Source organism: Streptomyces sp. Je 1-4 4N24, from assembly GCF_026239515.1.
Taxonomy (GTDB): domain Bacteria; phylum Actinomycetota; class Actinomycetes; order Streptomycetales; family Streptomycetaceae; genus Streptomyces; species Streptomyces nigrescens.
The window spans coordinates 1,460,507-1,484,791 of record NZ_CP110836.1 but is presented as its reverse complement, the minus strand read 5'-3'; the positions used below and the strand labels follow the sequence as shown (position 1 = coordinate 1,484,791).

The 24,285-nt window shown below is 71.4% G+C and carries 21 protein-coding genes; 17 read left to right on the top strand and 4 right to left on the bottom strand.

Annotation, left to right across the window (positions count from 1 at the left end):
- Nucleotides 1–419: 419 nt before the first annotated feature.
- The 10 genes from hpnC (at nucleotide 420) to SLV14N_RS06165 (ending at nucleotide 13,412) form a co-directional block, all read left to right on the top strand.
- Complete coding sequence (gene hpnC / locus SLV14N_RS06210) at nucleotides 420–1,322, top strand: squalene synthase HpnC (RefSeq protein WP_263273036.1); 903 nt, start codon at nucleotides 420–422, stop codon at nucleotides 1,320–1,322.
- A gap of 8 nt (nucleotides 1,323–1,330) precedes the next feature.
- On the top strand, nucleotides 1,331–2,272 hold the full coding sequence (hpnD, locus tag SLV14N_RS06205; protein WP_026169417.1) for a presqualene diphosphate synthase HpnD: 942 nt from the start codon (nucleotides 1,331–1,333) through the stop codon (nucleotides 2,270–2,272).
- Nucleotides 2,273–2,372: 100 nt separating this feature from the next.
- Nucleotides 2,373–3,830 carry a hydroxysqualene dehydroxylase HpnE gene (hpnE, locus tag SLV14N_RS06200; RefSeq protein ID WP_259670151.1) on the top strand — a complete coding sequence of 486 codons (1,458 nt, stop codon included), beginning with the start codon at nucleotides 2,373–2,375 and terminating at the stop codon, nucleotides 3,828–3,830.
- Between the two features lie 53 nt (nucleotides 3,831–3,883).
- Nucleotides 3,884–4,948, top strand: coding sequence for a polyprenyl synthetase family protein (locus SLV14N_RS06195; protein WP_176740841.1), 1,065 nt, complete (start codon nucleotides 3,884–3,886; stop codon nucleotides 4,946–4,948).
- 107 nt (nucleotides 4,949–5,055) lie between these two features.
- A complete protein-coding gene (gene shc, locus SLV14N_RS06190; protein WP_208680114.1) occupies nucleotides 5,056–7,107 on the top strand; it encodes a squalene--hopene cyclase in 2,052 nt (683 codons plus the stop codon).
- The gene (locus SLV14N_RS06185; RefSeq protein ID WP_208680113.1) at nucleotides 7,107–7,778 is read left to right on the top strand and encodes a 1-hydroxy-2-methyl-2-butenyl 4-diphosphate reductase; all 672 of its coding nucleotides are present in this window, start codon (nucleotides 7,107–7,109) and stop codon (nucleotides 7,776–7,778) included. Before shc ends, SLV14N_RS06185 begins: the two co-directional genes overlap by 1 nt.
- Nucleotides 7,779–7,783: 5 nt before the next feature.
- Nucleotides 7,784–8,809 (top strand): adenosyl-hopene transferase HpnH, encoded by a 1,026-nt coding sequence (gene hpnH / locus SLV14N_RS06180; protein WP_208680112.1) that lies wholly within the window; start codon nucleotides 7,784–7,786, stop codon nucleotides 8,807–8,809.
- Nucleotides 8,810–8,939: 130 nt separating this feature from the next.
- Nucleotides 8,940–10,847 (top strand): 1-deoxy-D-xylulose-5-phosphate synthase, encoded by a 1,908-nt coding sequence (dxs, locus tag SLV14N_RS06175; RefSeq protein ID WP_263268482.1) that lies wholly within the window; start codon nucleotides 8,940–8,942, stop codon nucleotides 10,845–10,847.
- A complete protein-coding gene (locus tag SLV14N_RS06170; RefSeq protein WP_263268480.1) occupies nucleotides 10,844–12,226 on the top strand; it encodes an aspartate aminotransferase family protein in 1,383 nt (460 codons plus the stop codon). The genes dxs and SLV14N_RS06170 overlap by 4 nt, the downstream gene beginning before the upstream one ends.
- Nucleotides 12,227–12,245: 19 nt before the next feature.
- The gene (locus SLV14N_RS06165; protein WP_263268478.1) at nucleotides 12,246–13,412 is read left to right on the top strand and encodes a serpin family protein; all 1,167 of its coding nucleotides are present in this window, start codon (nucleotides 12,246–12,248) and stop codon (nucleotides 13,410–13,412) included.
- 16 nt (nucleotides 13,413–13,428) lie between these two features.
- Here the strand turns inward: SLV14N_RS06165 and SLV14N_RS06160 are convergent, their stop codons facing one another.
- Nucleotides 13,429–14,238, bottom strand: coding sequence for a tyrosine-protein phosphatase (locus SLV14N_RS06160; protein ID WP_263268476.1), 810 nt, complete (start codon nucleotides 14,236–14,238; stop codon nucleotides 13,429–13,431).
- A 256-nt stretch (nucleotides 14,239–14,494) separates the two neighbouring features.
- Between SLV14N_RS06160 and SLV14N_RS06155 the strand changes: the two genes are divergently transcribed.
- Complete coding sequence (locus tag SLV14N_RS06155) at nucleotides 14,495–15,295, top strand: SGNH/GDSL hydrolase family protein (protein ID WP_208680108.1); 801 nt, start codon at nucleotides 14,495–14,497, stop codon at nucleotides 15,293–15,295.
- Between the two features lie 69 nt (nucleotides 15,296–15,364).
- Here SLV14N_RS06155 and SLV14N_RS06150 read toward each other — a convergent pair whose 3' ends face one another.
- Nucleotides 15,365–15,826 (bottom strand): ATP-binding protein, encoded by a 462-nt coding sequence (locus SLV14N_RS06150; RefSeq protein WP_259670150.1) that lies wholly within the window; start codon nucleotides 15,824–15,826, stop codon nucleotides 15,365–15,367.
- Between the two features lie 137 nt (nucleotides 15,827–15,963).
- On the opposite strand from SLV14N_RS06150, the gene SLV14N_RS06145 reads away from it, so the two are divergent.
- From SLV14N_RS06145 to SLV14N_RS06135, 3 genes are read left to right on the top strand one after another with little or no spacing between them, the layout of a single operon-like run.
- Nucleotides 15,964–16,830, top strand: coding sequence for a helix-turn-helix transcriptional regulator (locus SLV14N_RS06145; RefSeq protein ID WP_208680107.1), 867 nt, complete (start codon nucleotides 15,964–15,966; stop codon nucleotides 16,828–16,830).
- Nucleotides 16,831–16,833: 3 nt separating this feature from the next.
- A complete protein-coding gene (locus SLV14N_RS06140) occupies nucleotides 16,834–17,112 on the top strand; it encodes a DUF397 domain-containing protein (protein WP_018088387.1) in 279 nt (92 codons plus the stop codon).
- Nucleotides 17,109–18,014 carry an SAM-dependent methyltransferase gene (locus tag SLV14N_RS06135; protein WP_208680106.1) on the top strand — a complete coding sequence of 302 codons (906 nt, stop codon included), beginning with the start codon at nucleotides 17,109–17,111 and terminating at the stop codon, nucleotides 18,012–18,014. Before SLV14N_RS06140 ends, SLV14N_RS06135 begins: the two co-directional genes overlap by 4 nt.
- 50 nt (nucleotides 18,015–18,064) lie before the next feature.
- Here SLV14N_RS06135 and SLV14N_RS06130 read toward each other — a convergent pair whose 3' ends face one another.
- Nucleotides 18,065–19,081 carry a carbohydrate kinase family protein gene (locus SLV14N_RS06130; RefSeq protein ID WP_208680105.1) on the bottom strand — a complete coding sequence of 339 codons (1,017 nt, stop codon included), beginning with the start codon at nucleotides 19,079–19,081 and terminating at the stop codon, nucleotides 18,065–18,067.
- A gap of 430 nt (nucleotides 19,082–19,511) precedes the next feature.
- On the opposite strand from SLV14N_RS06130, the gene SLV14N_RS06125 reads away from it, so the two are divergent.
- The 3 genes from SLV14N_RS06125 (at nucleotide 19,512) to SLV14N_RS06115 (ending at nucleotide 23,571) form a co-directional block, all read left to right on the top strand.
- Nucleotides 19,512–20,918 carry an NAD(P)/FAD-dependent oxidoreductase gene (locus tag SLV14N_RS06125; protein ID WP_263268473.1) on the top strand — a complete coding sequence of 469 codons (1,407 nt, stop codon included), beginning with the start codon at nucleotides 19,512–19,514 and terminating at the stop codon, nucleotides 20,916–20,918.
- A 348-nt stretch (nucleotides 20,919–21,266) separates the two neighbouring features.
- Nucleotides 21,267–22,442, top strand: coding sequence for an MBL fold metallo-hydrolase (locus SLV14N_RS06120; protein ID WP_263268471.1), 1,176 nt, complete (start codon nucleotides 21,267–21,269; stop codon nucleotides 22,440–22,442).
- A 265-nt stretch (nucleotides 22,443–22,707) separates the two neighbouring features.
- Nucleotides 22,708–23,571, top strand: a complete 864-nt coding sequence (locus tag SLV14N_RS06115; protein WP_263268469.1) for an alpha/beta fold hydrolase — start codon at nucleotides 22,708–22,710, stop codon at nucleotides 23,569–23,571.
- Nucleotides 23,572–23,574: 3 nt separating this feature from the next.
- Here the strand turns inward: SLV14N_RS06115 and SLV14N_RS06110 are convergent, their stop codons facing one another.
- Complete coding sequence (locus SLV14N_RS06110) at nucleotides 23,575–24,174, bottom strand: TetR/AcrR family transcriptional regulator (protein WP_263273035.1); 600 nt, start codon at nucleotides 24,172–24,174, stop codon at nucleotides 23,575–23,577.
- Nucleotides 24,175–24,285 lie beyond the last annotated feature (111 nt).

Genomic DNA, 24,285 nt, shown 5'->3' with positions numbered 1-24,285 from the left:
CCGCCTCGTGGAGGCCTTCGAGCGTGAGGAACGGTCAACTCCGGCAGTTCCGGGAACAGTTCGGACTTAAAGGACGTTGAACGGATCGTTGTCTCATGCTTCGGGACCCGCTCGGACGTGGGTGAGACGTACGACGTAAGCTGTACCGGGTACCGAACAGCACAAGTGGTACATGTCGGGCAATGCTCACCCAGGCGGGCGATGTGGACCCGATCGGGCGCGTCGCCTGCTGCGGCGTGTCCGAAATAGGATGTTTTAGCTTGGCGGTGTAGAACGGGAGACGTGACGGCAATGGCTACTGGTTCGCTCCGGCACCGAAATGCGCCGGGCAGCCCCCGGTGAGCCGAGACAACGAGCAGGCGCGTCGCGCCTTCCTCCGAAGGGGGACGGCGGGTGACGGGCGGGAGCAGACGCGCACCGTGCTCGATCAGGCCGCACACGAGAATTTCCCGGTCGCACCGTTCTTCCTGCCCCGCGCCTGGCGGACCGATCTGATGGCCGTCTACGGCTTCGCCCGGCTCGTCGACGACATCGGTGACGGCGATCTCGCACCCGGCGGCGGCGATGCCGTACTCCTCGGACTGGACCGCGCACAAGATGGGGGCACCCCCCGCTCGAGCGCAGCCGAGAGTGGGGGAGACCGGGCGGCCTTGCTGGACGCACTGGAGGCGGACCTCCACCGCGTCTTCAGCGACCGGGCCCCCGGCCCCCGGCATCCGCTGCTGCGCCGGCTCGGCCCGACCGTCCGCCGCTGCGCGCTGACCCCCGAGCCGTTCCTCGCACTGATCGAGGCCAACCGGCAGGACCAGCGGGTGAGCCGCTACGGCACCTACGACGACCTGGTCGCCTACTGCGAGCTGTCGGCCAACCCCGTCGGCCGGCTCGTCCTCGGTATCACCGGCACCGCGAGCCCCGAGCGCATCCGTCGCTCGGACGCGGTCTGCACCGCCCTGCAGATCGTCGAACACGTCCAGGACGTGGCCGAGGACCTCGGGCGGGACCGTATCTACCTCCCTGCCGAGGACCTGAAACGATTTGGTGTCACCGAGGCGGATCTGGCCGCGCCGAGCGGGGGCGCATCGGTGCGCGCACTGATCGCCTACGAGGCGGAACGCGCCCGTGAGCTGCTGAATGAAGGCACCCCGCTGGTGGGTAGCGTCCACGGCAGACTCAAGCTGCTGCTGGCCGGATTCGTGGCCGGCGGACGCGCTGCACTCCAGGCGGTCGCGGCCGCCGATCACGACGTACTCCCTGGACCGCCCAAGCCGACCAAGCTCAGCCTGCTGCGCGAGGTAAGGGCGACATTGCGAAGAGAGGGGTGAGTCGGACCGTGGAGGCAACTGCACACGCGTCCGCGCCGGTGCTCGCTGCGTATCGCTACTGCGAGGCCATCACCGGGCAGCAGGCACGCAACTTCGCCTATGGCATCCGGCTGCTGCCGACCGACAAGCGGCAGGCCATGTCGGCGCTCTACGCCTTCTCCCGCCGGATCGACGACATCGGCGACGGCACCCTGGAGCCCGCCGCCAAGCAGGGGCGCCTGGAGGACACCCGGGCGCTGCTGGCCCGCGTCAAGGACGGCCGGATCGACGAGGACGACACCGACCCGGTCGCCGTCGCGCTGTCCGACGCCGCCCGCCGCTTCCCGCTGCCGCTGGAGGGTCTCGACGAGCTGATCGACGGCGTGCTGATGGACGTGCGCGGCGAGACCTATGAGACCTGGGACGAGCTGAAGGTCTACTGCCGCTGCGTCGCCGGTGCCATCGGCCGGCTCTCGCTGGGCGTGTTCGGCACGGTCCCGGGTGCGCCGGACGCCGAGCGCGCCTCCGAGTACGCCGACACCCTCGGCCTCGCGCTCCAACTGACCAACATTCTCAGGGACGTTCGCGAGGACGCCGGCAACGGGCGTACCTATCTGCCCGCCGAGGACCTCGCCAAGTTCGGCTGCGCGGCCGGCTTCGGGCGTCCCGTACCGCCGCCCGGCTCGGACTTCACCGGCCTGGTGCACTTCGAGGTGAAGCGGGCCCGCGCGCTGTTCGCCGAGGGCTTCCAGCTGCTGCCGATGCTCGACCGGCGCAGCGGTGCCTGTGTCGCCGCGATGGCCGGCATCTACCACCGGCTGCTGACGCGGATCGCCGCCGACCCCGAGGCGGTGCTGCGCGGCCGGGTCTCCCTGCCCGGCCGGGAGAAGGCCTTTGTCGCGGTGCGCGGACTGTCCGGGCTCGACGCGCGGGCGATCGGCCGCCGGCAGGCCGTCCGGAGGCGCGGATGATGTGCCGGGCGGCGAACGACAGTGGTGATCCCGCGTCAGCGAGGCGGGCAACCCTCCCCCGGGCGGCTGCGTCCGTAACAGGAGTACAGGGGGAGATCACATGACATCGGGAGTCACCCGGCCAGGCCGGCGCCGTGACCTGCCGCCCGGCCGTCCCGAAGGGGCGGCTGCGGTGGTCATCGGGGGCGGTCTCGCGGGCACGACCGCGGCGCTCGCACTGGCCGACGCGGGGCTGCGGGTCACCCTGGTCGAGGGCCGGCCCCGCCTCGGCGGCCTGGTCTTCTCGTTCCGCCGCGACAGCGCCGCCGGTGAGCTGAGTGTCGACAACGGCCAGCACGTCTACCTGCGCTGCTGCACCGCCTACAGCGAGCTGCTGGAGCGGATCGGCGCCACGGATCTGGTGCCCCTCCAGGAGCGGATGGACGTCCCGGTCCTGGATGCCGACCGGATGCGGCTCGGCCGGCTGCGCCGCACCGCGCTGCCCGTCCCGCTGCACCTCGCCGGGAGCCTCGCCGGCTACCCGCACCTCTCCCTCGCCGAGCGGGCCGGGGTCGCGCGGGCCACCCTCGCGCTCAAGGGCCTCGACCCGGCCGACCCCGTGCTGGACGGGACGGACTTCGGCAGCTGGCTGCGCCGGTACGGCCAGTCGGCCCGCGCGATCGAGGCGCTGTGGGATCTGGTCGGCATCGCGACCCTCAACGCCCGTGCCGGTGACACCTCGATGGGTCTGGCCGCCAAGGTCTTCAAGACCGGGCTGCTGTCCGCCCCCGGCGCCGCCGACATCGGCTGGTCCCGCGTCCCGCTCGGTGACGTCCACGACACCCTCGCCCGCACGGCCCTGGAGAAGGCCGGTGTACGCATCGCCCTGCGCACCCGCGCCGGAGCGGTCACCCGCCGGGACGACGGCTGGCAGGTGTCGGTGGAGAACGGTCCGGACGGCACCGAGCAGCTCACCGCGGACACCGTCGTCCTCGCCGTACCGCAGCGCGAGGCGCACGGCCTGCTGCCCGACGGGGCGCTGGACGGCAAGGACCGGCTGCTGGACATCGGCACCGCCCCGATCCTCAACCTCCATGTCGTCTACGACCGCAAGGTGCTGCGCCGCCCCTTCTTCGCCGCGGTCGGCTCGCCGGTCCAGTGGGTCTTCGACCGCACCGACGCCTCCGGGCTGACCCGCGTCGCAGGGAACGAGCGCTGCCAGTATCTGGCGGTCTCGCAGTCCGCCGCGCAGGAGGAGATCGACCAGCCGGTCGCCAAGCTCCGCGCCCGCTACCTGCCCGAGCTGGAGCGGCTGCTGCCCGCCGCCCGCGGCGCCAGGATCCGCGACTTCTTCGTCACCCGCGAGCGCACCGCGACCTTTGCGCCCGCCCCGGGCGTCGGCAGGCTCCGCCCCGCCGCCCGCACCCAAGCTCCCGGCCTGTTCCTGGCCGGTGCGTGGACCGCCACCGGGTGGCCCGCGACCATGGAAAGCGCTGTTCGCAGCGGCACTGCCGCCGCTCGCGAGGCACTCAACGAACTCGGCTTCCCCCAGGGCCAGTTGCCTCAGGAGGCGGCATGACTACGAGTACGAGCGCTCGCACGAGCACGAGCGTCGGAAACAGAGGAGAAACCGTGAATCCGGCTTCCCCAGCTATCGACACCGAGGGCGTCACCGCGCTGCTGGAGCGCGGGCGGACACTCGCCACCCCCGTGCTGCGTGCCGCCGTGGACCGGCTCGCTCCTCCCATGGACACCGTCGCCGCCTACCACTTCGGCTGGATCGACGCCGAGGGCCACCCCACCGCGGGGGACAGCGGCAAGGCGGTACGGCCCGCGCTCGCCCTGCTGTCGGCCGAGGCCGCCGGCGCGGCCCCCGAGGTCGGTATCCCCGGCGCGGTCGCCGTCGAGCTGGTGCACAACTTCTCGCTGCTGCACGACGACCTCATGGACGGCGACGAGCAGCGCAGGCACCGCGACACCGTCTGGAAGGTGCACGGCCCCGCGCAGGCCATCCTCGTCGGCGACGCGCTGTTCGCCCTCGCCAACGAAATACTGCTGGAGCTCGGCACGGTCGACGCCGGCCGAGCCACCCGCCGGCTCACCCTGGCCACCCGTAAGCTGATCGACGGCCAGGCCCAGGACATCTCCTACGAGCACCGCGAGCGGGTCACCGTCGAGGAGTGCCTGGAGATGGAGGGCAACAAGACCGGCGCCCTGCTGGCCTGTGCCGTCTCCATCGGCGCGGTCCTGGGCGGCGCCGACGACCGCACCGCGGACACCCTGGAGAAGTACGGCTACCACCTCGGCCTCGCCTTCCAGGCCGTGGACGACCTGCTCGGCATCTGGGGCGACCCGGAGGCCACCGGCAAGAAGACCTGGAGCGATCTGCGTCAGCGCAAGAAGTCGCTCCCGGTCGTCGCCGCGCTGGCGGCCGGTGGCCCGGCATCCGAGCGTCTCGCCCAGATCCTGGCGGCCGACGCGAAGAAGAGCGAGACCGAGATTGCCGACTTCACCGAGGAAGAGTTCGCCTCCCGTGCGGCCCTCATCGAGGAGGCCGGCGGCCGTGAGTGGACCTCTCAGGAGGCCCGCCGCCAGCACGCCACCGCCATCGCCGCACTGGACGAGATCCACATGCCGGAGCAGGTCCGCGCACAGCTCGTCGCGCTCGCGGACTTCGTCGTCGTACGACAGAGATGAGCAGTATCGACACCGAATAGTTCGCAGTCGCCGGCCGGTGCCAGCCGGGCGCCGGCCGACGGAATCCCTGAGCACGCTTTTCACAGTTCACTGCAGAAGGGGAAGCCATGACAGCGACGACCGACGGAAGCACCGGGGCGCTGCCGCCCCGGGCCCCCTCGGCCAGCGATGCCACCGCTGAGAACACCGCACCACCCGCGGCCACGCGGACCGCCGTACGGCAGGACACGGTGGACGCCGCCCGCCGCGCGACCGCACGCGCCACCGACTACCTGCTGTCCGTCCAGGACCCCGCCGGTTGGTGGAAGGGCGACCTCGAGACCAACGTCACGATGGACGCCGAAGACCTGCTGCTCCGTCAGTTCCTCGGTATCCAGGACCCCGAGCTCACCGCAGCCGCCGCCCGGCACATCCGCAGTGAGCAGTGCGCGGACGGTACCTGGGCCACCTTCTACGGCGGGCCCGGCGAACTCTCCGCCACCATCGAGGCCTATGTCGCCCTGCGGCTCGCCGGTGACGCCCCGGACGCACCGCACATGGCCAAGGCCGCCGCCTGGGTCCGCGGGCAGGGCGGGATCGCCGCGGCCCGGGTCTTCACCCGCATCTGGCTGGCGCTCTTCGGCTGGTGGAAGTGGGACGACCTGCCCGAACTGCCGCCGGAACTCCTCTACTTCCCCAAGTGGTTCCCGCTCAACATCTATGACTTCGGGTGCTGGGCGCGGCAGACCATCGTGCCGCTGACCATCGTCTCGGCCAAGCGCCCGGTCCGCCCGGCGCCGTTCGCCCTCGACGAGCTGCACACCGATCCACGCCGCCCCAACCCGCCGCGGCCGCTCGCCCCCGCCACCAGCTGGGACGGGGTGTTCCAGCGTCTCGACAAGGCGCTGCACCTCTACCACAAGGTCGCCTTCCGCAAGCTGCGCGCCGCCGCGATGCGCTCCGCCGCCCGCTGGATCATCGAACGGCAGGAGAACGACGGCTGCTGGGGCGGTATCCAGCCCCCCGCGGTCTACTCGATCATCGCCCTGCACCTCTGCGGCTACGACCTCGACCACCCCGTGCTGCGCACCGGTCTGGCCTCCCTCGACCGGTTCGCCGTCTGGCGCGAGGACGGTCCCCCTGGGCCTGACGGCCCGGGAGGTGCCCCCACACGGATGATCGAGGCCTGCCAGTCCCCGGTCTGGGACACCTGCCTGGCGACCATCGCGCTGGCCGACGCCGGACTGCCCGCCGACCATCCGCAGCTGGTCAAGGCCGCCGAATGGATGCTCGCCGAGCAGATCGACCGGCCCGGCGACTGGAGCGTCAAAAGGCCCCAACTCCCGTCCGGGGGCTGGGGCTTCGAGTTCGAGAACGACAACTACCCGGACATCGACGACACCGCGGAGGTGGTGCTCGCGCTGCGCCGGGTCCAGCACCCCGATCCGCTGCGGGTCGAGGCCGCGGTACGCCGCGCGGTGCGCTGGAACCTCGGGATGCAGTCCAAAAACGGGGCCTGGGGCGCCTTCGACGTCGACAACACCAGCCCGTTCCCCAACCGGCTGCCGTTCTGTGACTTCGGGGAGGTCATCGACCCGCCGTCGGCCGATGTCACCGCCCATGTCGTCGAGATGCTGGCCGACGTCGGCCGCACCCATGACCCGCGCACCCGCCGCGGTATCGCCTGGCTGCTGGCCGAGCAGGAGTCCAGCGGTGCCTGGTTCGGCCGCTGGGGCACCAACTACCTCTACGGCACGGGCTCGGTGCTCCCCGCGCTCGCCGCGGCCGGTGTGCCTGCCTCGCACCCCGCTGTCCGCCGGGCCGTGCGCTGGCTGGAGCGGGTGCAGAACGACGACGGCGGCTGGGGCGAGGACCAGCGGTCCTACCAGGACAAGGAGAAGTGGGCGGGGCGCGGCGCCTCGACCGCCTCGCAGACCGCCTGGGCGCTGATGGCGCTGCTCGCGGCCGGGGAGCGGGGCAGCGAGGCGGTGCGGCGCGGTGTGCACTGGCTGACCGCGACCCAGCGCGAGGACGGGTCCTGGGACGAGCCGTACTTCACCGGTACGGGCTTCCCCTGGGACTTCTCCATCAACTATCACCTGTACCGCCAGGTCTTCCCGCTGACGGCCCTGGGCCGCTACCTCAACGGGGGACCGGCCGGCGCCCCGGTGGGGGCCTGATGTCGCGACGGCCCCCGACGGACGCGGAACCGCCGCTGCTGATCGCCTGCGCGCTCGGCATCGAGCGGTTCGCGCTGCGCGGCCGGGGCCGCGGGGGAGCGGCGGCGGGCGGAGCCGGCCCGCGGGTGGTCACGCTCCGCACCGGCATGGGCCCCCAGGCGGCCGAACGCACCCTCACCGAAGCGCTGAGTGAGGGTTCGGTCACCGAACGTTCCCCGGTGGTCGCCAGTGGCTTCTGCGCCGGCCTCGCCCCCGGGATGCGCCCCGGGGACGTGGTCGTCGCCGAGGCCACCCGCGGCCACCAGCCCGCCGCGCCGGAGACGCCCTGCCGTGACAACGGCCCGCTGCTCCGGGCCCTGCGAGAGCGCGGTCTGACCGTGCACAGCGGGCTGCTGTGCGGCTCCGACCATGTCGTACGCGGCGCGGAGCGGGCCGAGCTGCATGCCGCCGGTGCGGTCGCGGTGGACATGGAGTCCGCCGCCACCCTGCGTGCCGCGCAGCGCGCCGGCCGCCGTCCGGTTGCGGCCGTCCGGGTGGTCGTGGACGCTCCAGAACATGAACTCGTACGCATCGGCACCGTCCGCGGTGGAATATCGGCCTTCCGGGTGCTGCGCTCCGTAGTACCCGTTTTCCACGAATGGCACCGTTCTTTGCTGCTCCCCTGGAGGTGAGCCAGATGGCCATGCCGCTCCGTCAGTCCATCCGGGTCGGTACCTATCTCTTTGAACAGAAGGTGATCCGGCGGCGGGAGAAGTTCCCGCTCATTGTCGAGCTGGAACCGCTCTTCGCCTGCAATCTGAAATGCGAGGGCTGCGGGAAGATCCAGCATCCGGCGGGCGTGCTCAAGCAGCGCATGCCGGTGGCGCAGGCGGTCGGGGCGGTGCTGGAGTCGGGCGCTCCGATGGTCTCCATCGCCGGTGGTGAGCCCTTGATGCACCCACAGATCGACGAGATCGTGCGGCAGTTGGTGGCGAAGCGGAAGTATGTCTTCCTGTGCACCAACGCGATGCTGTTGCGCAAGAAGCTGGAGAAGTTCACCCCCTCCCGGTATTTCGCCTTCGCGGTGCACATCGACGGAATGCGGGAACGCCATGATGAATCCGTCGCCAAGGAAGGTGTTTTCGACGAGGCGGTGGCGGCGATCAAGGAAGCCAAGCGGCGCGGATTCCGGGTCACCACCAACTCCACTTTCTTCAACACCGACACCCCGCAGACCATCATCGAGGTCCTCAATTTCCTCAATGACGATCTGCAGGTCGACGAAATGATGCTGTCGCCCGCCTACGCCTACGAGAAGGCACCCGACCAGGAGCATTTCCTCGGCGTCGAACAGACCCGGGAGCTGTTCAAGAAGGCCTTCGCCGGCGGCAACCGGCGTCGCTGGCGGCTCAACCACAGTCCGCTCTTCCTGGACTTCCTGGAGGGCAAGGCGGACTTCCCGTGCACGGCCTGGGCGATCCCCAACTACTCGCTCTTCGGCTGGCAGCGCCCCTGCTACCTCATGAGCGACGGGTACGTCCCGACGTACCGGGAGCTCATCGACGAGACCGACTGGGAGAAGTACGGCCGCGGCAAGGACCCGCGCTGCGCCAACTGCATGGCGCACTGCGGCTACGAGCCGACCGCCGTCCTCGCCACCATGGGCTCGCTGAAGGAGTCCCTCAGGGCGGCCAGGGACACCGTCGCGGGAAACCGCGGATGACCCGTTGAGCAAGGGGAGCCCGTCGCCACGGCTCCCCGGCGTCCCGGCCCGGTCCGGCTCCTGCGTCGTACGGCGCAGGAGCCGGACCGGACCGGTCACCGTCCGCTGAACCAGGAGAGGGGGACCGGACATGACGATGCTGGAGCACATCCGGGAGCCACAGGACCTCAAGGCGCTCCCCGAGGAGCGGCTGGCCGAACTCGCCGCGGAGATCCGGCACTTCCTCGTACGGGCCGTGCCCCGCACCGGCGGTCTTCTGGGGCCCAACCTGGGCGTGGTCGAGCTGACCATCGCCCTGCACCGCGTCTTCGACTCGCCCGCCGACCGCATCCTGTGGGACACCGGCCACCAGTCGTATGTGCACAAGCTGCTGACCGGACGTCAGGACTTCTCCAAGCTCCGGGCCAAGGGCGGGCTGTCCGGCTATCCGTCGCGCGCCGAGTCCGTGCACGACGTCATCGAGAACGGCCATGCCTCGACGGTGCTGGGCTGGGCCGACGGTCTGGCCAAGGCCCAGCAGCTGCGCGGCCAGGGCGGCCATGTGGTGGCCGTCATCGGCGACGGCGCGCTGACCGGCGGGATGGCCTGGGAGGCGCTCAACAACATCGCCGCCGCCAAGGACCGCCCACTGATCATCGTCGTCAACGACAACGAACGCACGGACGCCCCCACCCTCGGCGGGCTCGCCACCCACCTCGCCACCCTGCGCACCACCGACGGCTACGAGAAGTTCCTGGCCTGGGGCAAGGACGTGCTGCAGCGCACCCCGGTCGTCGGACAGCCGCTCTACGGGTCGCTGCACGGTGCGAAGAAGGGCTTCAAGGACACCTTCGCGCCCCAGGGCATGTTCGAGGACCTGGGGCTGAAGTACGTCGGACCGGTCGACGGCCATGACCTCGCGGCCGTCCAGTCCGCGCTGCGCCGCGCGGCGGGCTTCCACGGGCCGGTGCTGGTGCACTGCCTCACCGAGAAGGGCCGCGGCCGGCCGCCCGCCCCGGAGGGCGAGGCGGACCACTTCCACACCGTCGATGTGATGGACCCTTCCCCGGCCAACCCAGGCAGGCGCCCCCAGACCTGCGCGCCGGTCACGCCGCCCGGTGCCCCTTCCTGGGCGTCGGTCTTCGGCGACGAGATGGTCCGTATCGGTGCCGAGCGCGAGGACGTCGTCGCGCTCACGACGGCGACGCCGGAGCCGGTCGGGCTCAAGAAGTTCGCCGAGGCCTATCCCGGCCGGGTGTGGGACGTGGGCAGCGCCGAACAGCATGCGGCCGTGTCGGCGGCGGGACTGGCCACCGGGGGTCTGCACCCGGTCGTCGCCGTCCGTGCCACCTTCCTCAACCGCGCCTTCGACCAGGTCCTGATGGATGTCGCCCTGCACCGGTGCGGGGTGACCTTCGTCCTGGACCGGGCCGGTATCACCGGCACCGACGGGGCCTCGCAGCACGGCATGTGGGACCTGTCGGTGCTCGGCGTCGTGCCGGGCCTGCGGATCGCCGCCCCGCGCGACGCCGGCCGGCTCCGCGCCCAGCTGCGCGAGGCGCTGGACATCGCCGACGCACCGACCGTCCTCCGCTTCCCCGAGGAGCCGGTGGCCGGACCGGTCCCGGCCGTGGACCGGATCGGTGGTGTCGATGTGCTCCACCGGGGGCCGCAGCCGGACGTCCTGCTGGTCGCCGTCGGGGTGATGGCCCCGGTCTGTCTGCGGGTCGCCGAGCTGCTCGCGGCGCGCGGTGTGCACACCACCGTCGTCGACCCGCGGTGGGTCAAGCCGGTCGACGCCGTCATCCCGCAACTCGCGGCCGAGCACGCCATGGTGGCCGTCGTCGAGGACAACAGCGTCAACGGGGGCATCGGCTGGGCCGTCGGCCAGGCGCTGCGGGACGCCGATGTGGAGGTGCCGCTGCGCACCTTCGGCATCCCCGAGCGGTTTCTGGCGCACGCCAGGCGTGGTGAGCTGCTGGCCGACCTCGGCCTCACCCCGACCGAGATCGCCGGCCGGATCAGCGGTGCGATGGCCCGTAAGGAGAAGCAGACGTGACCGGATTTGACCTGACCGAGCTGCTCGCCGCACGCGGGGGTGAGCGCTACGCCCTGCACTCCCGCCATCTCAACCACCAACTGCCGCGGATGCTGCACACCATCGGCTTCGACAAGGTCTACGAGCGGGCGGAGGGCGCCTACTTCTGGGACGCCGACGGCCAGGACTACCTGGACATGCTCGCGGGCTTCGGGGTGATGGGCCTCGGCCGGCACCACCCCGTCGTCCGGCAGGCGCTGCACGACGTCCTGGACGCCCAACTGGCCGATCTCACCCGCTTCGACTGCCAGCCGCTGCCCGGTCTGCTCGCCGAGAAGCTGCTGTCCCACACGCCCCATCTCGACCGGGTCTTCTTCGGCAACAGCGGCACCGAGGCCGTCGAGACCGCCCTGAAGTTCGCCCGCTACGCCACCGGCCGGCCCCGCATCCTCTACTGCACCCATGCCTTCCACGGCCTGACCACCGGCTCGCTCTCCGTCAACGGCGAGGACGGTTTCCGGGACGGCTTCGCCCCGCTGCTCCCGGACACGGCCATCGAACTGGGTGATCTGGCCGCGCTGGAACGGGAGTTGAAGCGCGGCGATGTGGCCGGATTCGTGGTCGAGCCCATCCAGGGCAAGGGCGTACACCCTGCCCCGCCCGGATTTCTGCGCGCCGCACAGGAACTGCTGCACCGTCACAAGGCCCTGCTGATCGCCGATGAGGTGCAGACCGGCCTGGGCCGCACCGGCGACTTCTTCGCCTATCAGCACGAGGACGGTGTCGAACCGGATCTGGTGTGCGTGGCCAAGGCGCTGTCCGGCGGATATGTGCCGGTCGGGGCGACCCTCGGCAAGGACTGGATCTTCAAGAAGGTCTACTCGTCCATGGACCGGGTGCTGGTGCACTCCGCCAGCTTCGGCGCCAACGCCCAGGCGATGGCCGCCGGTCTGGCGGTGCTCTCGGTGCTGGAGGACGAGCAGCTCGTGGCCGGCGCCCGGCGCACCGGTGAGCTGCTGCGCTCCCGGCTGGCGGAGCTGATCCCCGCATACGAGCTGCTGCACGACGTACGGGGCCGCGGCCTGATGATCGGCATCGAGTTCGGCCGCCCCAAGTCCCTCGGTCTGCGGAGCCGTTGGACGATGCTGCAGACGGCCCGTAAGGGGCTGTTCGCGCAGATGGTCGTGGTGCCGCTGCTGCAGCGCCACCGCATCCTGACCCAGGTCTCCGGTGACCATCTGGAGGTCATTAAGCTGATTCCGCCGCTGGTCATCGGCGAGCGGGAAGTGGACCGTTTCGTCGAGGCGTTCACGGCCGTCATGGACGACGCCCACGGGGGCGGCGGACTGATGTGGGACTTCGGGCGGACGCTGGTCAAGCAGGCGGTCGCCAACCGCTGACGACGCTGGGGGGAATGCCATGGTGGCCGCGGCGACGGCGCGGGCCGTCAACGACATGACGGCCCGCTGGGCGCGCGAGACGGTGGGGGAGCGGGACAGTGTGCTGACCGCGGCCGGTGTCTGGCCGCTGCTGGCCCTGCTCGCCGGACCGGCCGGCGGCCCCGCCCGCAAGGAGCTGGCCGAAGCGCTCGGCACCGATGCACGGCACGCCGTACGCGAAGGCCGTGAGCTGCTGGCCGCGCTGGCGGCGGCGGACGGTGTCGATGCCGCGGTGGGGCTGTGGGCCCGCCGCACACTGACCCTGCACCCCGAGTGGCTGGCCGGCCTGCCGCCCGCCGCGCACGGGGAGCTCACCGGGGACGCGACCGCGGACCAGGACGCGCTGGACGCCTGGGCGCGGGGGCACACCGACGGTCTGATCGAGCGGATGCCGGTACGGCTCGCCCCCGACACCCTGCTCGTACTGGCCAGTGCGCTGCTGGTGCGCACGACCTGGACGGAGCCGTTCGACGAGTTCCCGGCCCCGATGGCCGAAGGGCCCTGGGCAGGGCGGGAGTTGCGGGTGCTGAGCCGCTCCGGGCCGGACGTGGAGCAGGTGCGGGTGCACGGCACACCGGCCGGTCCGCTGACCGCGGTGCGGGTCGCGGGCGACAACGGACTCGATGTCCATCTGCTGCTCGGCGAGCCGGACCTGCCGGGTGGCGAGGTGCTGCACCACGGTGTCGCGGCGCTGGGCGGCGGCTACCCGACGGTGTCCGGCGCGGCGCTGACCGAGGGCGCCGGGCCGGGGCTGCGGGTGACGACCGTGCCGAGCTACGACGGCGTCCCGCTGTTCGATCTCACCACCCCGCGGTTCACCGTCGACGCCGACCACGATCTGCTGGAGCGGGCGGACCTCTTCGGGCTCACCACCGCCACCGACACCTCCCGCGGACACCTCCCCGGTATGAGCGACCAGCCGCTGGCGGTGTCGGCCGCCCGGCAGACGGCGACCGCGACCTTCGGCGCACTGGGCTTCCGGGCGGCCGCGGTCACGGTCATGCCGGCCGCCGCGGGGTCCGTGCCACCGCCCCCGCCGTACCAGGCGCTGCGGATCTCGGCCCGCTACGACCGGCCCTTCGGCTTCCTCGCGGTGCACCGGGCGTCCGGGCTGGTGCTGGTCGCCGGGTGGGTGGCCACCCCGTGAGCCGGGGCCGCGGTTGTCAGTCCGTCAGCAGCTGGTCCCGCAGCCGCTCGCGGACGGCGGGCGTCAGCCCCAGGCCGTCGGCGAGGTACTTCTCCGTCGAGCCCCAGGTCCGCTCGATCGCGTCGTAGGCGGCCGTGAGGTAGTCGGTGTGCGCCCCGAACAGCGGGGAGAGCAGCTCCATGACCTCCTGCGACATCCCGACCGCGGAGTTGTCGGAGCGGCGGATCTTGTAGCGGCGGTGCGGATCGTTGGACTTGAGGTAGTCCGCCTCGATGGCGTCCCGCTCCACCCCGACCGCGAGCAGGGTCACGGCGACGGACAGGCCCGCCCGGTCCTTGCCGGCCGCACAGTGCATCAGCGCCGGGACGCTGTCCTCGGCGAGCGCATGCAGCACCCTGCTGTGGTCTTCGGTGCGGGTAGTGATGATGTGGCGGTAGGTCGCGGCCATACGGGCCGCGGCCTTGCCGTCGCCGAGCGCGGAGCGCAGCTGCTCCAGCTCACCGTCGCGCACCATCGTCCAGAATTCCGCGCCGTCGGCCGGGTCGGTGAGCGGAATGTTCACATTGCGCACGCCCGGCAGCGCGACATCGGGGCCTTCCAGCTTGATGTCCGAGGCATTGCGGAAATCGAAGATGGTGTGCAGCCCGAGGCCGGCCAGAAATGCGGCGTCGGTCTCGGTCGCATGGGCGAGATGGCCACTGCGGAACAGCCTGCCCTCCCGTACGTGACGCCCGTCCACGGTCGGCAGACCGCCCACATCGCGGAAGTTCCGGACCTCCGTGAGCTCGGGCTGGGCCTGTGGGACCTGCGGCGTCTGCTGCGTCACGGGCGCGCTCCTCGGGTTCGGCCGCCGACGCTGCTCGTCGGCGAGGCGGGGCACCTCCGACGATACGACATTGATGCAATAGACAATCAGGCCGCAACGGGGGCGTCGTCATACGCACCGCAGTGCACGGCGGAGCAGGCTGCGGTCGAACATTATTCCGACTTGAGCAGAATTTGACCTGGTGGCATTAATCACCTCTCGTCAACCCCTGGTTACGGTGGCGTAAGTCACTTCTTGAGGTGAAGTATGTCCTGACGTGGCAGACGATTCGAAGTACTTCAGCAACGGCGCCCCTGGCGCCATCGAGTCGTACGCAGCCGTCGGGGACAGCTTCACAGAGGGGGTCGGGGATCCCGGCCCTGACGGGGCGTACATCGGTTGGGCGGACCGGCTCGCGGTCCTGCTCTCGGACCAACAGGCGGAGGGGGACTTCCGCTACGCGAACCTCGCGGTCAGGGGGCGGCTCCTCGACCAGATCGTGGAGGAGCAGGTGCCCCGGGCGAAAGCCCTCGCCCCTGCGCTGGTGACGTTCTGCGCCGGCGGCAATGACATCCTGCGGCCGGGCTCGGACCCGGACGCGGTCGCCGAGCGCTACGAGGCGGCCGTCGCCGATCTGCGGGAGGCCGTCGGCGCGGTGCTGCTCTGCACCGGCTTCGACACCCGCGGTGTCCCGGTCCTCAAGCATCTGCGCGGCAAGATCGCGACGTACACGGCGCATGTCCGGGCCATCGCGGACCGGCACGACTGCCCGGTCCTGGACCTGTGGTCGCTCAAGTCGGTGCAGGACCGGCGGGCGTGGAGCGATGACCGGCTGCATCTGTCCGCCGACGGGCACACCCGGGTGGCGCTGCGCGCGGCACAGGTGCTCGGGCTGCGGGTGCCGGCCGATCCGGACCAGCCCTGGCCCCCGGAGGCGGAGCGTTCGGCCGCCGAGGCGCGGCGGGACAACATCCAGTGGGCGCGGGAGCATCTCGTGCCGTGGATCGGACGCCGGCTGCGCGGGGAGTCCTCCGGCGACCATGTCGAGCCCAAGCGGCCCGATCTGCTGCCGCTGTAGGGCAGCCCGCGGGCCGGCAGGGCCCTTGGCATGACTGAGGCCCCGTTGCCGCGGATGCGGAGCGGGGCCTCAGTGTGCGAGGGAGGAGTACGGCAGGTCTGCCCAGACCACCCGGCCCTGACCGCTGTCGGTGGGCCGCGACCCCCAGCTCTCGGACAGTGCGCCGACGAGGAACAGCCCTCGTCCGCACTCCTGGTCCACGCTGCCGGGCTGGATGTGCGGCGCCGAGTCCGCCGGGCCGCCCTGGTCCGTGATCTCTATGCGTATGTGCGCGCCGAAGAGGGCGAGCTCGCAGCCGACCTTCTCGCTGTCGGTGTGCCGCACCGCGTTGGTGAACAGCTCGGAGACCACCAACTCCACGTCATCGCGGACTTGTTGATCCGCGCCCCACTCGCACAGCAGCGCACTGACGCGTCTGCGCGCCTCGGGAACGGACGTGCGTCGCGCCGGCAAGTGGAACGCGTCCTGCGGGTACTGGGCGACAAAGCCGCCACAGCGCCCTAACGAAGGAGCGTTGTTGGAGGAAGCCACGCCGTAACTATGTGCGATGTTGGTCACCGATGGCAAGGATCAGTCTGTAATTTGCAGAATCGTAAGTGCAGTCTGTTCGTTCGTGCTGACGGCATGACACACTGCTGACAATTGAAGTCAGTTGGAGGCGATCGGACGTGGCGGACCCACGGTCGGCAGGTGCACCAACCGTCCTACGGGTGGTGCTCGGCAAGCGACTGCAGGACCTGCGCGAGAAAGCGGGCCTCTCCTTCGAGCAGGCCGCCGCGGCCCTCGATGTGACCCACGCCACGATACGGCGCATGGAAAAGGCCGAGGTCGGCCTCAAGCTCCCCTATGTCGAGAAACTGCTGGCGACCTATGGCGTCACCGACGAGGAGGAGATCGAGGGCTTTGTCTCCCTCGCCCGTGAGGCCAACAAGCCTGGCTGGTGGCACCGGTTCCGCGATGTGCTGCCCGAGTGGTTCAGTGCATTCGTCAGCCTGGAGAGCGAAGCCAATCTCATCCGGGCCTACCAACCGCACTACATCCCCGGGCTGTTGCAGACGGAGGACTATGCCGCGGCCGTCCTGAAGGCCGGCATGCCGCACGCCTCCGCCAAGGACATCGACCGCATCGTCGCGCTGCGCATGGAGCGGCAGTCCCTGCTGACCCGTGACCGCGCACCGATGCTGTGGGTGGTCATGGACGAAACCGTGCTGCGGCGCCCGATCGGCGGGCCGAAGGTGATGCGCGACCAGGTCTCCCGGCTGATGGAGGCCACCGCGCTGCCGAACGTCCGGCTGCAGATCATGCCGTTCGCCGCGGGCCCGCACCCCGCCATGTACGGCCCCTTTCACATCTTCCGCTTCCCGATCCCGGAACTCCCGGACATCGCTTACGCGGAAAGCCTCGTCGGAGCCGTGTACTTCGACCAGCGCAACGACGTCTCGCAGTTCCTGGAGGCCCTGGACCGGATGTGTGCACAGGCCGCGCCGGCACACACCACCGAGGCCATTCTGGGTGGCTTTCGCAAGGAGATCTGAACCATGGATCGCATACGCATCTACAACGGCATGCCCGCCAAAGAACTGGGCACTGAGGGCTGGCACAAGCCGTGGAGCGGCGGAAACGGCGGCGAGTGCGTCGAGGCCATGCGGCTGGGGGACGGCCGGATAGCGCTGCGGCAGTCGACCGACCCGGACGGCCCGGCCCTGATCTACACCCACCGCGAAATGGTGAGCTTCATCGAGGGAGCGAAGGCCGGCCACGCCGACTTCCTGCTCGCGGCGGCCCCGGGCCGGCGCACCGAACGGAGGACGGCATGAGCGGACAGGGCATATCCCAGGGAGCGCCGGACGGCGAGGTCCCGGACATCGGACCCTACGTCCAGGGGCCGGAGCACTCGGGCTTCTCCGCCGAGGAGATCGACACCAGCCGGCCGCACCCCGCCCGGATGTACGACTACTACCTCGGCGGCTGGGACAACTACGAGGTCGACCGGGTGGCCGCGGAACGCGTCATCGAGGTCCACCCCCAGGTACGGCTGAGCGCCCGCGCCAACCGCGCCTTCCTGCGGCGGGCGGTGCGCGAGCTGGTCGCCGGCGGTATCCGCCAGATCATCGACATCGGCACCGGCATCCCCACCTCGCCCAACACCCATGAGGTGGCCCAAGAGACCGCTCCCGACACCCGCGTGGTCTACGTCGACAACGACCCGATCGTCGCCACCCACGCCGGGGCCCGGCTGACCAACACCGAACGCACCGGATTCGTGCTCGGCGACGTCCGTGACCCCAAGGCGCTGCTGGACCACCCCACCGTCCGGGAGCTGATCGACTTCGACCGGCCGGTGGCGCTGCTGCTGGTGGCCGTACTCCACTTCATCCGGGACGACGAGGACCCCGCCGCGCTCATCGCCACCCTCGCCGATGCGCTCCCCGCGGGCAGCCATCTCGTCCTGACGCATGCGACCGGTGAGCCCTACGAGGCCTATGAGGCGGGCCGCACGGACGTGCAGGCGCGCGACGGCGTGGTGAACGTCTACAAGAGCGCCACTGCCACCCTCAATCTGCGGTCGAAGGCCGAGGTCGAGCCGCTGTTCGGCCCGTTCGCCCTGCTGGAGCCGGGCGTCGTACGGGTACCGCTGTGGCGGCCGGACGGCCGGGTGCCCGGCGCGGAGGAGCTCAACAACACCATTTTCTACGGCGGAGTGGGCCGCAAGAACTGACCGGCCGGGGCTCCCGACCGGTCCGCGCTCCGTCGGCCGGACGAGATGCCCTATGCCCCCGTACGGGACACCTGAGCATCCGGCGGGCCCGGGAGCCTGGGCCCGTCACCGGCCGGTGACGTGGTGACGGTCGCCGGCGCCTTCGCGCCGAGGGCCGCGTGCAGTTCCTGCGGTCCGACGAGGGCGGTGTGGGTGCCCCGCGAGGTACAGGCGTACGCCCCCGCGACGGCGCCCAGGCGCGCACACTCCTCCAGACTCCGGCCCGCCAGCCTGCCGTAGAGGAATCCGCTGGTGAAGGCGTCGCCCGCGCCATTGCTGTCCACGACGGGGCCGGGCGGGACCGCGGCCGGCACCGGGCGTGGGGTGCGGTCGTCGGCGCTGAGGAGGTAGGCGCCGCCCGCCCCGGCCGTGGCGATCACCGCCTCGGCGCGGCCCTCGTGCAGGATCTCCCGCATCACGGACCCGATCCGCTCCCCGGCCCCGGCCGTACTGAGGAACACCAGGTCGGAGCGGAGCGCGAACTCCCGGTGATGGTCCGTCAGTCCGTCCCAGTCCTGCAGATCCGTGGAGACGGGGATGCCCAGCGCCTCGATGTCGTCGTACAGGAAACGGGCGAAGTGCATGATCGACAGATGGACGTGGCGGGCGCGGCGCAGCGGGGGCAGATAGTGCTCGGGCGGCATCCGCAGATCGACCGGGTCGCGGGCGTCGTAGAACGACATCCGGCGGCCGTCGGGGGCGACGAGATTGACCGCGCGCCGGGTGCCGTGCGGTGAGATCAGTGGCCGGAAGTCGACGCCGGTACCGGCCAGCCGCTCGCGGACCAGCGTGCCCGGATGATCGTCGCCGAGGAAATCCACGAACCCGGTGGTGAGCCCGAGTGCCGCGCAGCCGAGCGCGACACCGGTGCCGGTGTGCCCCGCCCCTTCGTGCAGAGGTGGGACCGGGTAGGAATCGGCGAGCGGTACGGGCAGCGCGCCGACCTGCACGAGAGTGTCCACGCCCGACCCGCCGACGACGAGGACGTCATAGGCGTCATACGGCTCAGAAACCTGCTGGAATGTCACAAGCGTCCCTGAATCCCTTGCTGATGAGACGAATCCCTTGCTGGTGGGACCGTTTGCGGACGAGGTGCATCCGCTGCCGGGAGTCTAGACGCAGGCTCGTCCCATGACGGGATGTCAGGGAATCCGGTGACACGAGGGAGGAAAGGACGCGCGAGAGCCGGGCCCGTGAGCAGGCCCGTGAGCAGGCCCGTGATCAGTGGCCGATGATGAGCGGGCGACGGCGGATGACCGGTGGGAACGAACGCGCACACCGAGGACCGTTGGCGGAACGGGCCGTTGACACGGCTGCCGGGGGCACTGAAGTCTGTGGCCGACGGCGATCGGATTCCGCGGACGGTGCTCAGGTACCGGGCAGGGCGAGCAGGTCCGGGGACAGCAACGAGTGGGCCGTACGGCGGTCGGACCACGCCGTCGGGGGAGCGAGGCAACGGTGGCAGAGCACTCCAATGGCGGGCACACCGCGATCGTGATCGGTGGCGGACTCGCCGGGATGCTGGCCGTCACCGCCCTGATCGGGCACGTCGATACGGTCACCGTGATCGAGCGCGACCGCTATCCGGAGGGGCGCGCCTTCCGCAAGGGCGTCCCGCAGGCCCGCCATCTGCACATCCTCCTCAGCGGCGGCAGTCTCGCTCTGGAGGAGCTGCTGCCCGGCACGGTCGCCGCCCTCGGCGAAGCGGGGGCACGCCGCCTGTATCTGTCGCGCGATCTGCTCACCCGCACCCCCACCGGCTGGCAGCGCCGCTTCGACGAGCGCCGGCATCTGACCCTGAGCGTCACCCGGCCCGTGCTCGACTCGGTCGTACGGGAGCGGGTGCTGCGGGCGGTGGCTGGTTCTGCCACCCGGGTCGAGGTTCTTGAGGCGACCGAGGCCACCGGGCTGACCGGGGACGCCGGGCGGGTGACCGGGGTCAGGGTGCGGTCGCGGGACGGTGCGCCGGGCGGGCGGTCCGAGCGGGAGCTGCCGGCCGCGCTCGTCGTGGACGCCTCGGGCCGCGGATCCCGCGCCCCGCAGTGGTTCACCGAGCTGGGCCGGTCCGCGCCGCAGGAGGAGACCGTGGACGCGGGGATCGCCTACGCCACCCGGATGTACCGCCCCAAGGACCCGGCCACGGCACCGGACGCGGGCGTCAATGTCCCGGGCTGGCCCGAGTGCCCGCGGGGCGCGGCATACGTCCCCGTCGAGGACGGCAAGTGGCTGCTGACGCTGTCCGGTGTGCGCGGGCACCACCCGCCCACGGACGCGGCGGAGTTCACCGCCTTCAGTGCCACGATCGGCGACCCGTACGTCCATGAACTGCTCGACCGGGCCGAGCCGCTGTCGCCGGTGCACGGCTTCCGCGACACCTGCAACCGCCGCCGGCACTTCGAACGGCCCGGTGCCCTGCCCGAGGGGTTCCTCGTCCTGGGGGACGCCGGGTGCACCTTCAACCCCGTGTACGGGCAGGGCATGTCGGTCGCCGCCCTCGGCGCGCTGGCCGTACGCACCACGCTCGCGGACGGCGGCGGTCTGCGCCCCGGCATCACCGCCGAGGCGCAGCGGGCGGTGGCCCGCTCCGTGGAGCCCGCCTGGCTCGCCGCGGTCGGCGCGGACCGCCCGTACGCGAGCCCCGAGGACACCAGGGCGGGCGTCGGGGAGCGGCTGTCCACGTGGTACATCGACCGGCTGTCCGCCCGCGCCGCCATCGACCCCGTCGTCGGCGAGGCCTTCCGGGACGTCTTCTCGCTCACCGCGCCCCCGACCCGTCTCGTCGCCCCGCAGATCTTCCTGCGCACCGTCTTCCTGCCGCGCCGCCCCGGTCTGCCCGGCCCGCCCGCGGCCATCGAAGCGGTCTGACCCGGATCACCTCGTGAGGGAGTGCGGACCGCACCGGCGACCTCCGGGCGCGCGGGCGTCTGTGGCGAGCGGCCCGGCCACCGCGCGCGCCCCCACCGCCGGCTCGCGTTCACCGCAATGGACGCGTCCCGTGCCTGCCGGGAGACACCCCCGGCAGGCACGGGAAAGGTCACACCCCGCGTCAGGAATGCGACGGGCGGTCGCGCGGTTTGCTTCTGCGGGTGATGGTGTTGAGTCCGGGTGGTCGTGGTGCGGAAACCGTACGACGGCGCCGAGTGGCGCGGTGTGCCGGAACCCACCGCTCATGCGGCCCGTTCACTTCGCGACCGCCCCGACCATGGAGGTGCCGTGACCGGTTCCCGACCCCGCCGCACTCGACTCTCCGCGCTGCGGCCCGCGAGCTTCGGTATCGAACCCACCGGGGAGCGGCTGGCCAGGATGCGCAGGTCGCCCCAGTTCGTGGACGGCCAGTTCCGCAATCCCGTGCCGACCAGGCAGCTGCTCCATGGCTCCGCGCTGCCGATGGCGCGCACCCAGCTGAGCCGGGAGGGGCGGCTGCGCCGGGCACCGGTCGGCCGGATTCCGGTGTACCGCCCGACCGCCGCGGACTGGGGCCGGCCGCCCGCTTCCGGGCTGCGGCTCACCTGGATGGGTCATTCGAGCGTGCTCGCCGAGATGGACGGGCAGCGGGTGCTGTTCGACCCGGTCTGGGGCGAGCGCTGTTCGCCGTTCACCTGGATCGGCCCCCAGCGGTTGCACCCGGTACCCCTCGCACTGGACGAGCTGGACCCGGTCGATGCCGTGGTGATCTCGCACGACCATTACGACCATCTCGACATGTCGACGGTCCAGGGCCTGGCCGGCACCGGCGCGGCCTTCGTCGTACCGCTCGGGGTCGGCGCCGACCTGGAATTCTGGGGTGTGCCCGCGGACCGGATCACCGAGCTCGACTGGCACGAGTCCACCCGGGTCGGCGGGCTGACCCTCACGGCCACCCCCGCACAGCACTTCTGCGGCCGCGGGCTGCGCGGCCCGCAGCACACCCTGTGGGCCTCCTGGGTGGTCGCGGGACCCGAGCACCGGATCTTCCACAGCGGCGACACCGGCTACTTCTCCGGCTTCGCGGAGATCGCCGCGGCACACGGCCCGTTCGATGCGACGATGATCCAGATCGGCGCGTACAGCGACTTCTGGCCGGACATCCACATGACCCCGGAAGAGGGCGTCCGCTCCCACCTCGACCTGCAGGGCGGCGAGCCGCGCGGTGTGCTGCTGCCGATCCATTGGGGCACATTCAACCTCGCACCGCACCCATGGGCCGAGCCCGCCGAACGGACGCTGGCCGCCGGCCGCACATCCGGGGTCACCACGGCCCACCCCAGACCCGGCGAGCCCTTCGAGCCCGCCGAGCCGGCGGCCGTCTATCCGTGGTGGCGGGCGATTGCGGTGCCGCCCATCCATGGCTGGCCCGCCTGGCCGCCTGCGGTGTCCCCCACCGACGTGGGCCTCGCCGCGGACCGGTGAGCGCGCGGCGGAGCGTGCGGGGAGGGCGATCCCTGCCCGGCGCCCGCCGGGTACGTGCGCATGGAGGCCCCGCCGACGCCGGCCCGGGCGAGTGGCTGCCGAGCGGTCGAGGGCACAACGGGCCGGACGGCAATTGCAGTTGAGGCTTCCCTGACCGTCCGGTCGCGATCCTCCGCCGGTCCAACCCGGCCGCTTCCCCGGGCACTTGGCCGGCCAGGAGGCAAACGGCTTGCCGTGATCGAGACACGGCGATGAGGATGAGGCCATGCCTGCCTTCGCCGCTCCGGACGGGACCGCACTTGCCTATCACGTCGTGGGTGAGGGCGAGCCGCTGCTCTGCCTGCCCGGCGGGCCCATGCGGGCCTCCGGCTACCTCGGCGATCTCGGCGGACTGTCGGAGCGGCGCCGGCTGATCAAGCTCGATCTGCGCGGCACCGGCGACTCCGGCACGCCCGCCGACCCCGCCACCTACCGCTGCGACCGGCAGGTCGCCGATGTCGAAGCGCTCCGTGAGCACCTCGGGCTGGACCGTATCGACCTCCTCGCGCACTCGGCGGCCGGCGATCTCGCCCTTCTCTACGCGGCCCGGCATCCGCGCCGCATCCGCACCCTCACTCTCATCACCGCGCGCGCTCGCGCCGTCGGCGTCGACTTCACCGAGGCACACCGCCGGGAGGCGGCCGCCCTGCGCACCGCCGAGCCATGGTTCGGAGCCGCGTACGACGCCTACGAAAGGGTCTGGGCCGGTTCCGAGGCCGATGCCGACTGGGACGCCATCGCCCCCTTCTTCTACGGCCGTTGGGACGCGGCCGCGCAGGCGCACGCCGCATACGAGGTGGCACAGACCCACGACGAGGCCGCCGGGATGTATGCGTCCTCCGGCGCCTTCGCCCCGGACGCGGCCCGCGCCGCCCTTGCGGGCCTGGACGCACGGGTCCTGCTGCTCGCCGGTGAGGTCGACAGCGGCCCGCTTCCCCGTATCGCCGCGGACATCGCGAAGCTGTTGCCCCGGGCCGAACTCGCCGTGCAGCCGGGCGCCGGTCACTATCCCTGGCTCGACGATCCCCGCCGCTTCACCCGGACCGTCGCGGAATTCCTCGGCCAGGAGCCTGCCGGGCCCGTCGGCTGACGCTCAGACAGTGCCCTGCCGCGGTCCCCGGGCAGGGCGCCGCGTGGGTGGGTGCCAGCCGCGTTCCAGGAGGTCGAAGGCGGCGTCGACGGCCGCGCGGGGATCGTCCTGGTCCCGGGCGAGGGCGGATGCTTCGAGGGCGAAGTGCGCGAGTGCGGCGCAGGCCGGATCGTCCTCGGGGGCACCGATGTCGGCGGCGATGGCCTGCGCGAGGGCCGTTTCGTGCCGCATCCACATGCGGTGGCCGTAGTCGCGGAGTGCCGGTGTGCTCGTGACGAGTTCTCTGAACCGGGCGAACGCGGGGTCGGCGAGGGTCTCGAGATGGCTGCGCAGAATGTGGTCACGCAGGGCGGCGGGGAGGGACCGGCCGTCCGGGCGCTCGCGGACGGCGGCGACCAGGGCGGCCTCGTGGTCGCTGTCCGCGTCGAAGACCAGGGCTTCCTTGCCGGGGAAGTGCTTGAAGAGGGTCGTGGTGGAGACATCGGCGGCTTCGGCGATGTCCCTGATGCTGACCTGGTCGTAGCCGCGTTCGAGGAACAGCCGCAGGGCCGCGTCGGCCAGCGCCTGGCGGGTGGCGGCCTTCTTGCGCTCTCGGCGGCCCATGGGCTCTGTCGTCTCACTCACGACTTCACCCTACCCTCTTGTTGACTCATTGAAAAAGTTGACTCGTTGCACTTTTTTAATCGGTGTGCTCTTCTGGGAGTGCCGGGAGCG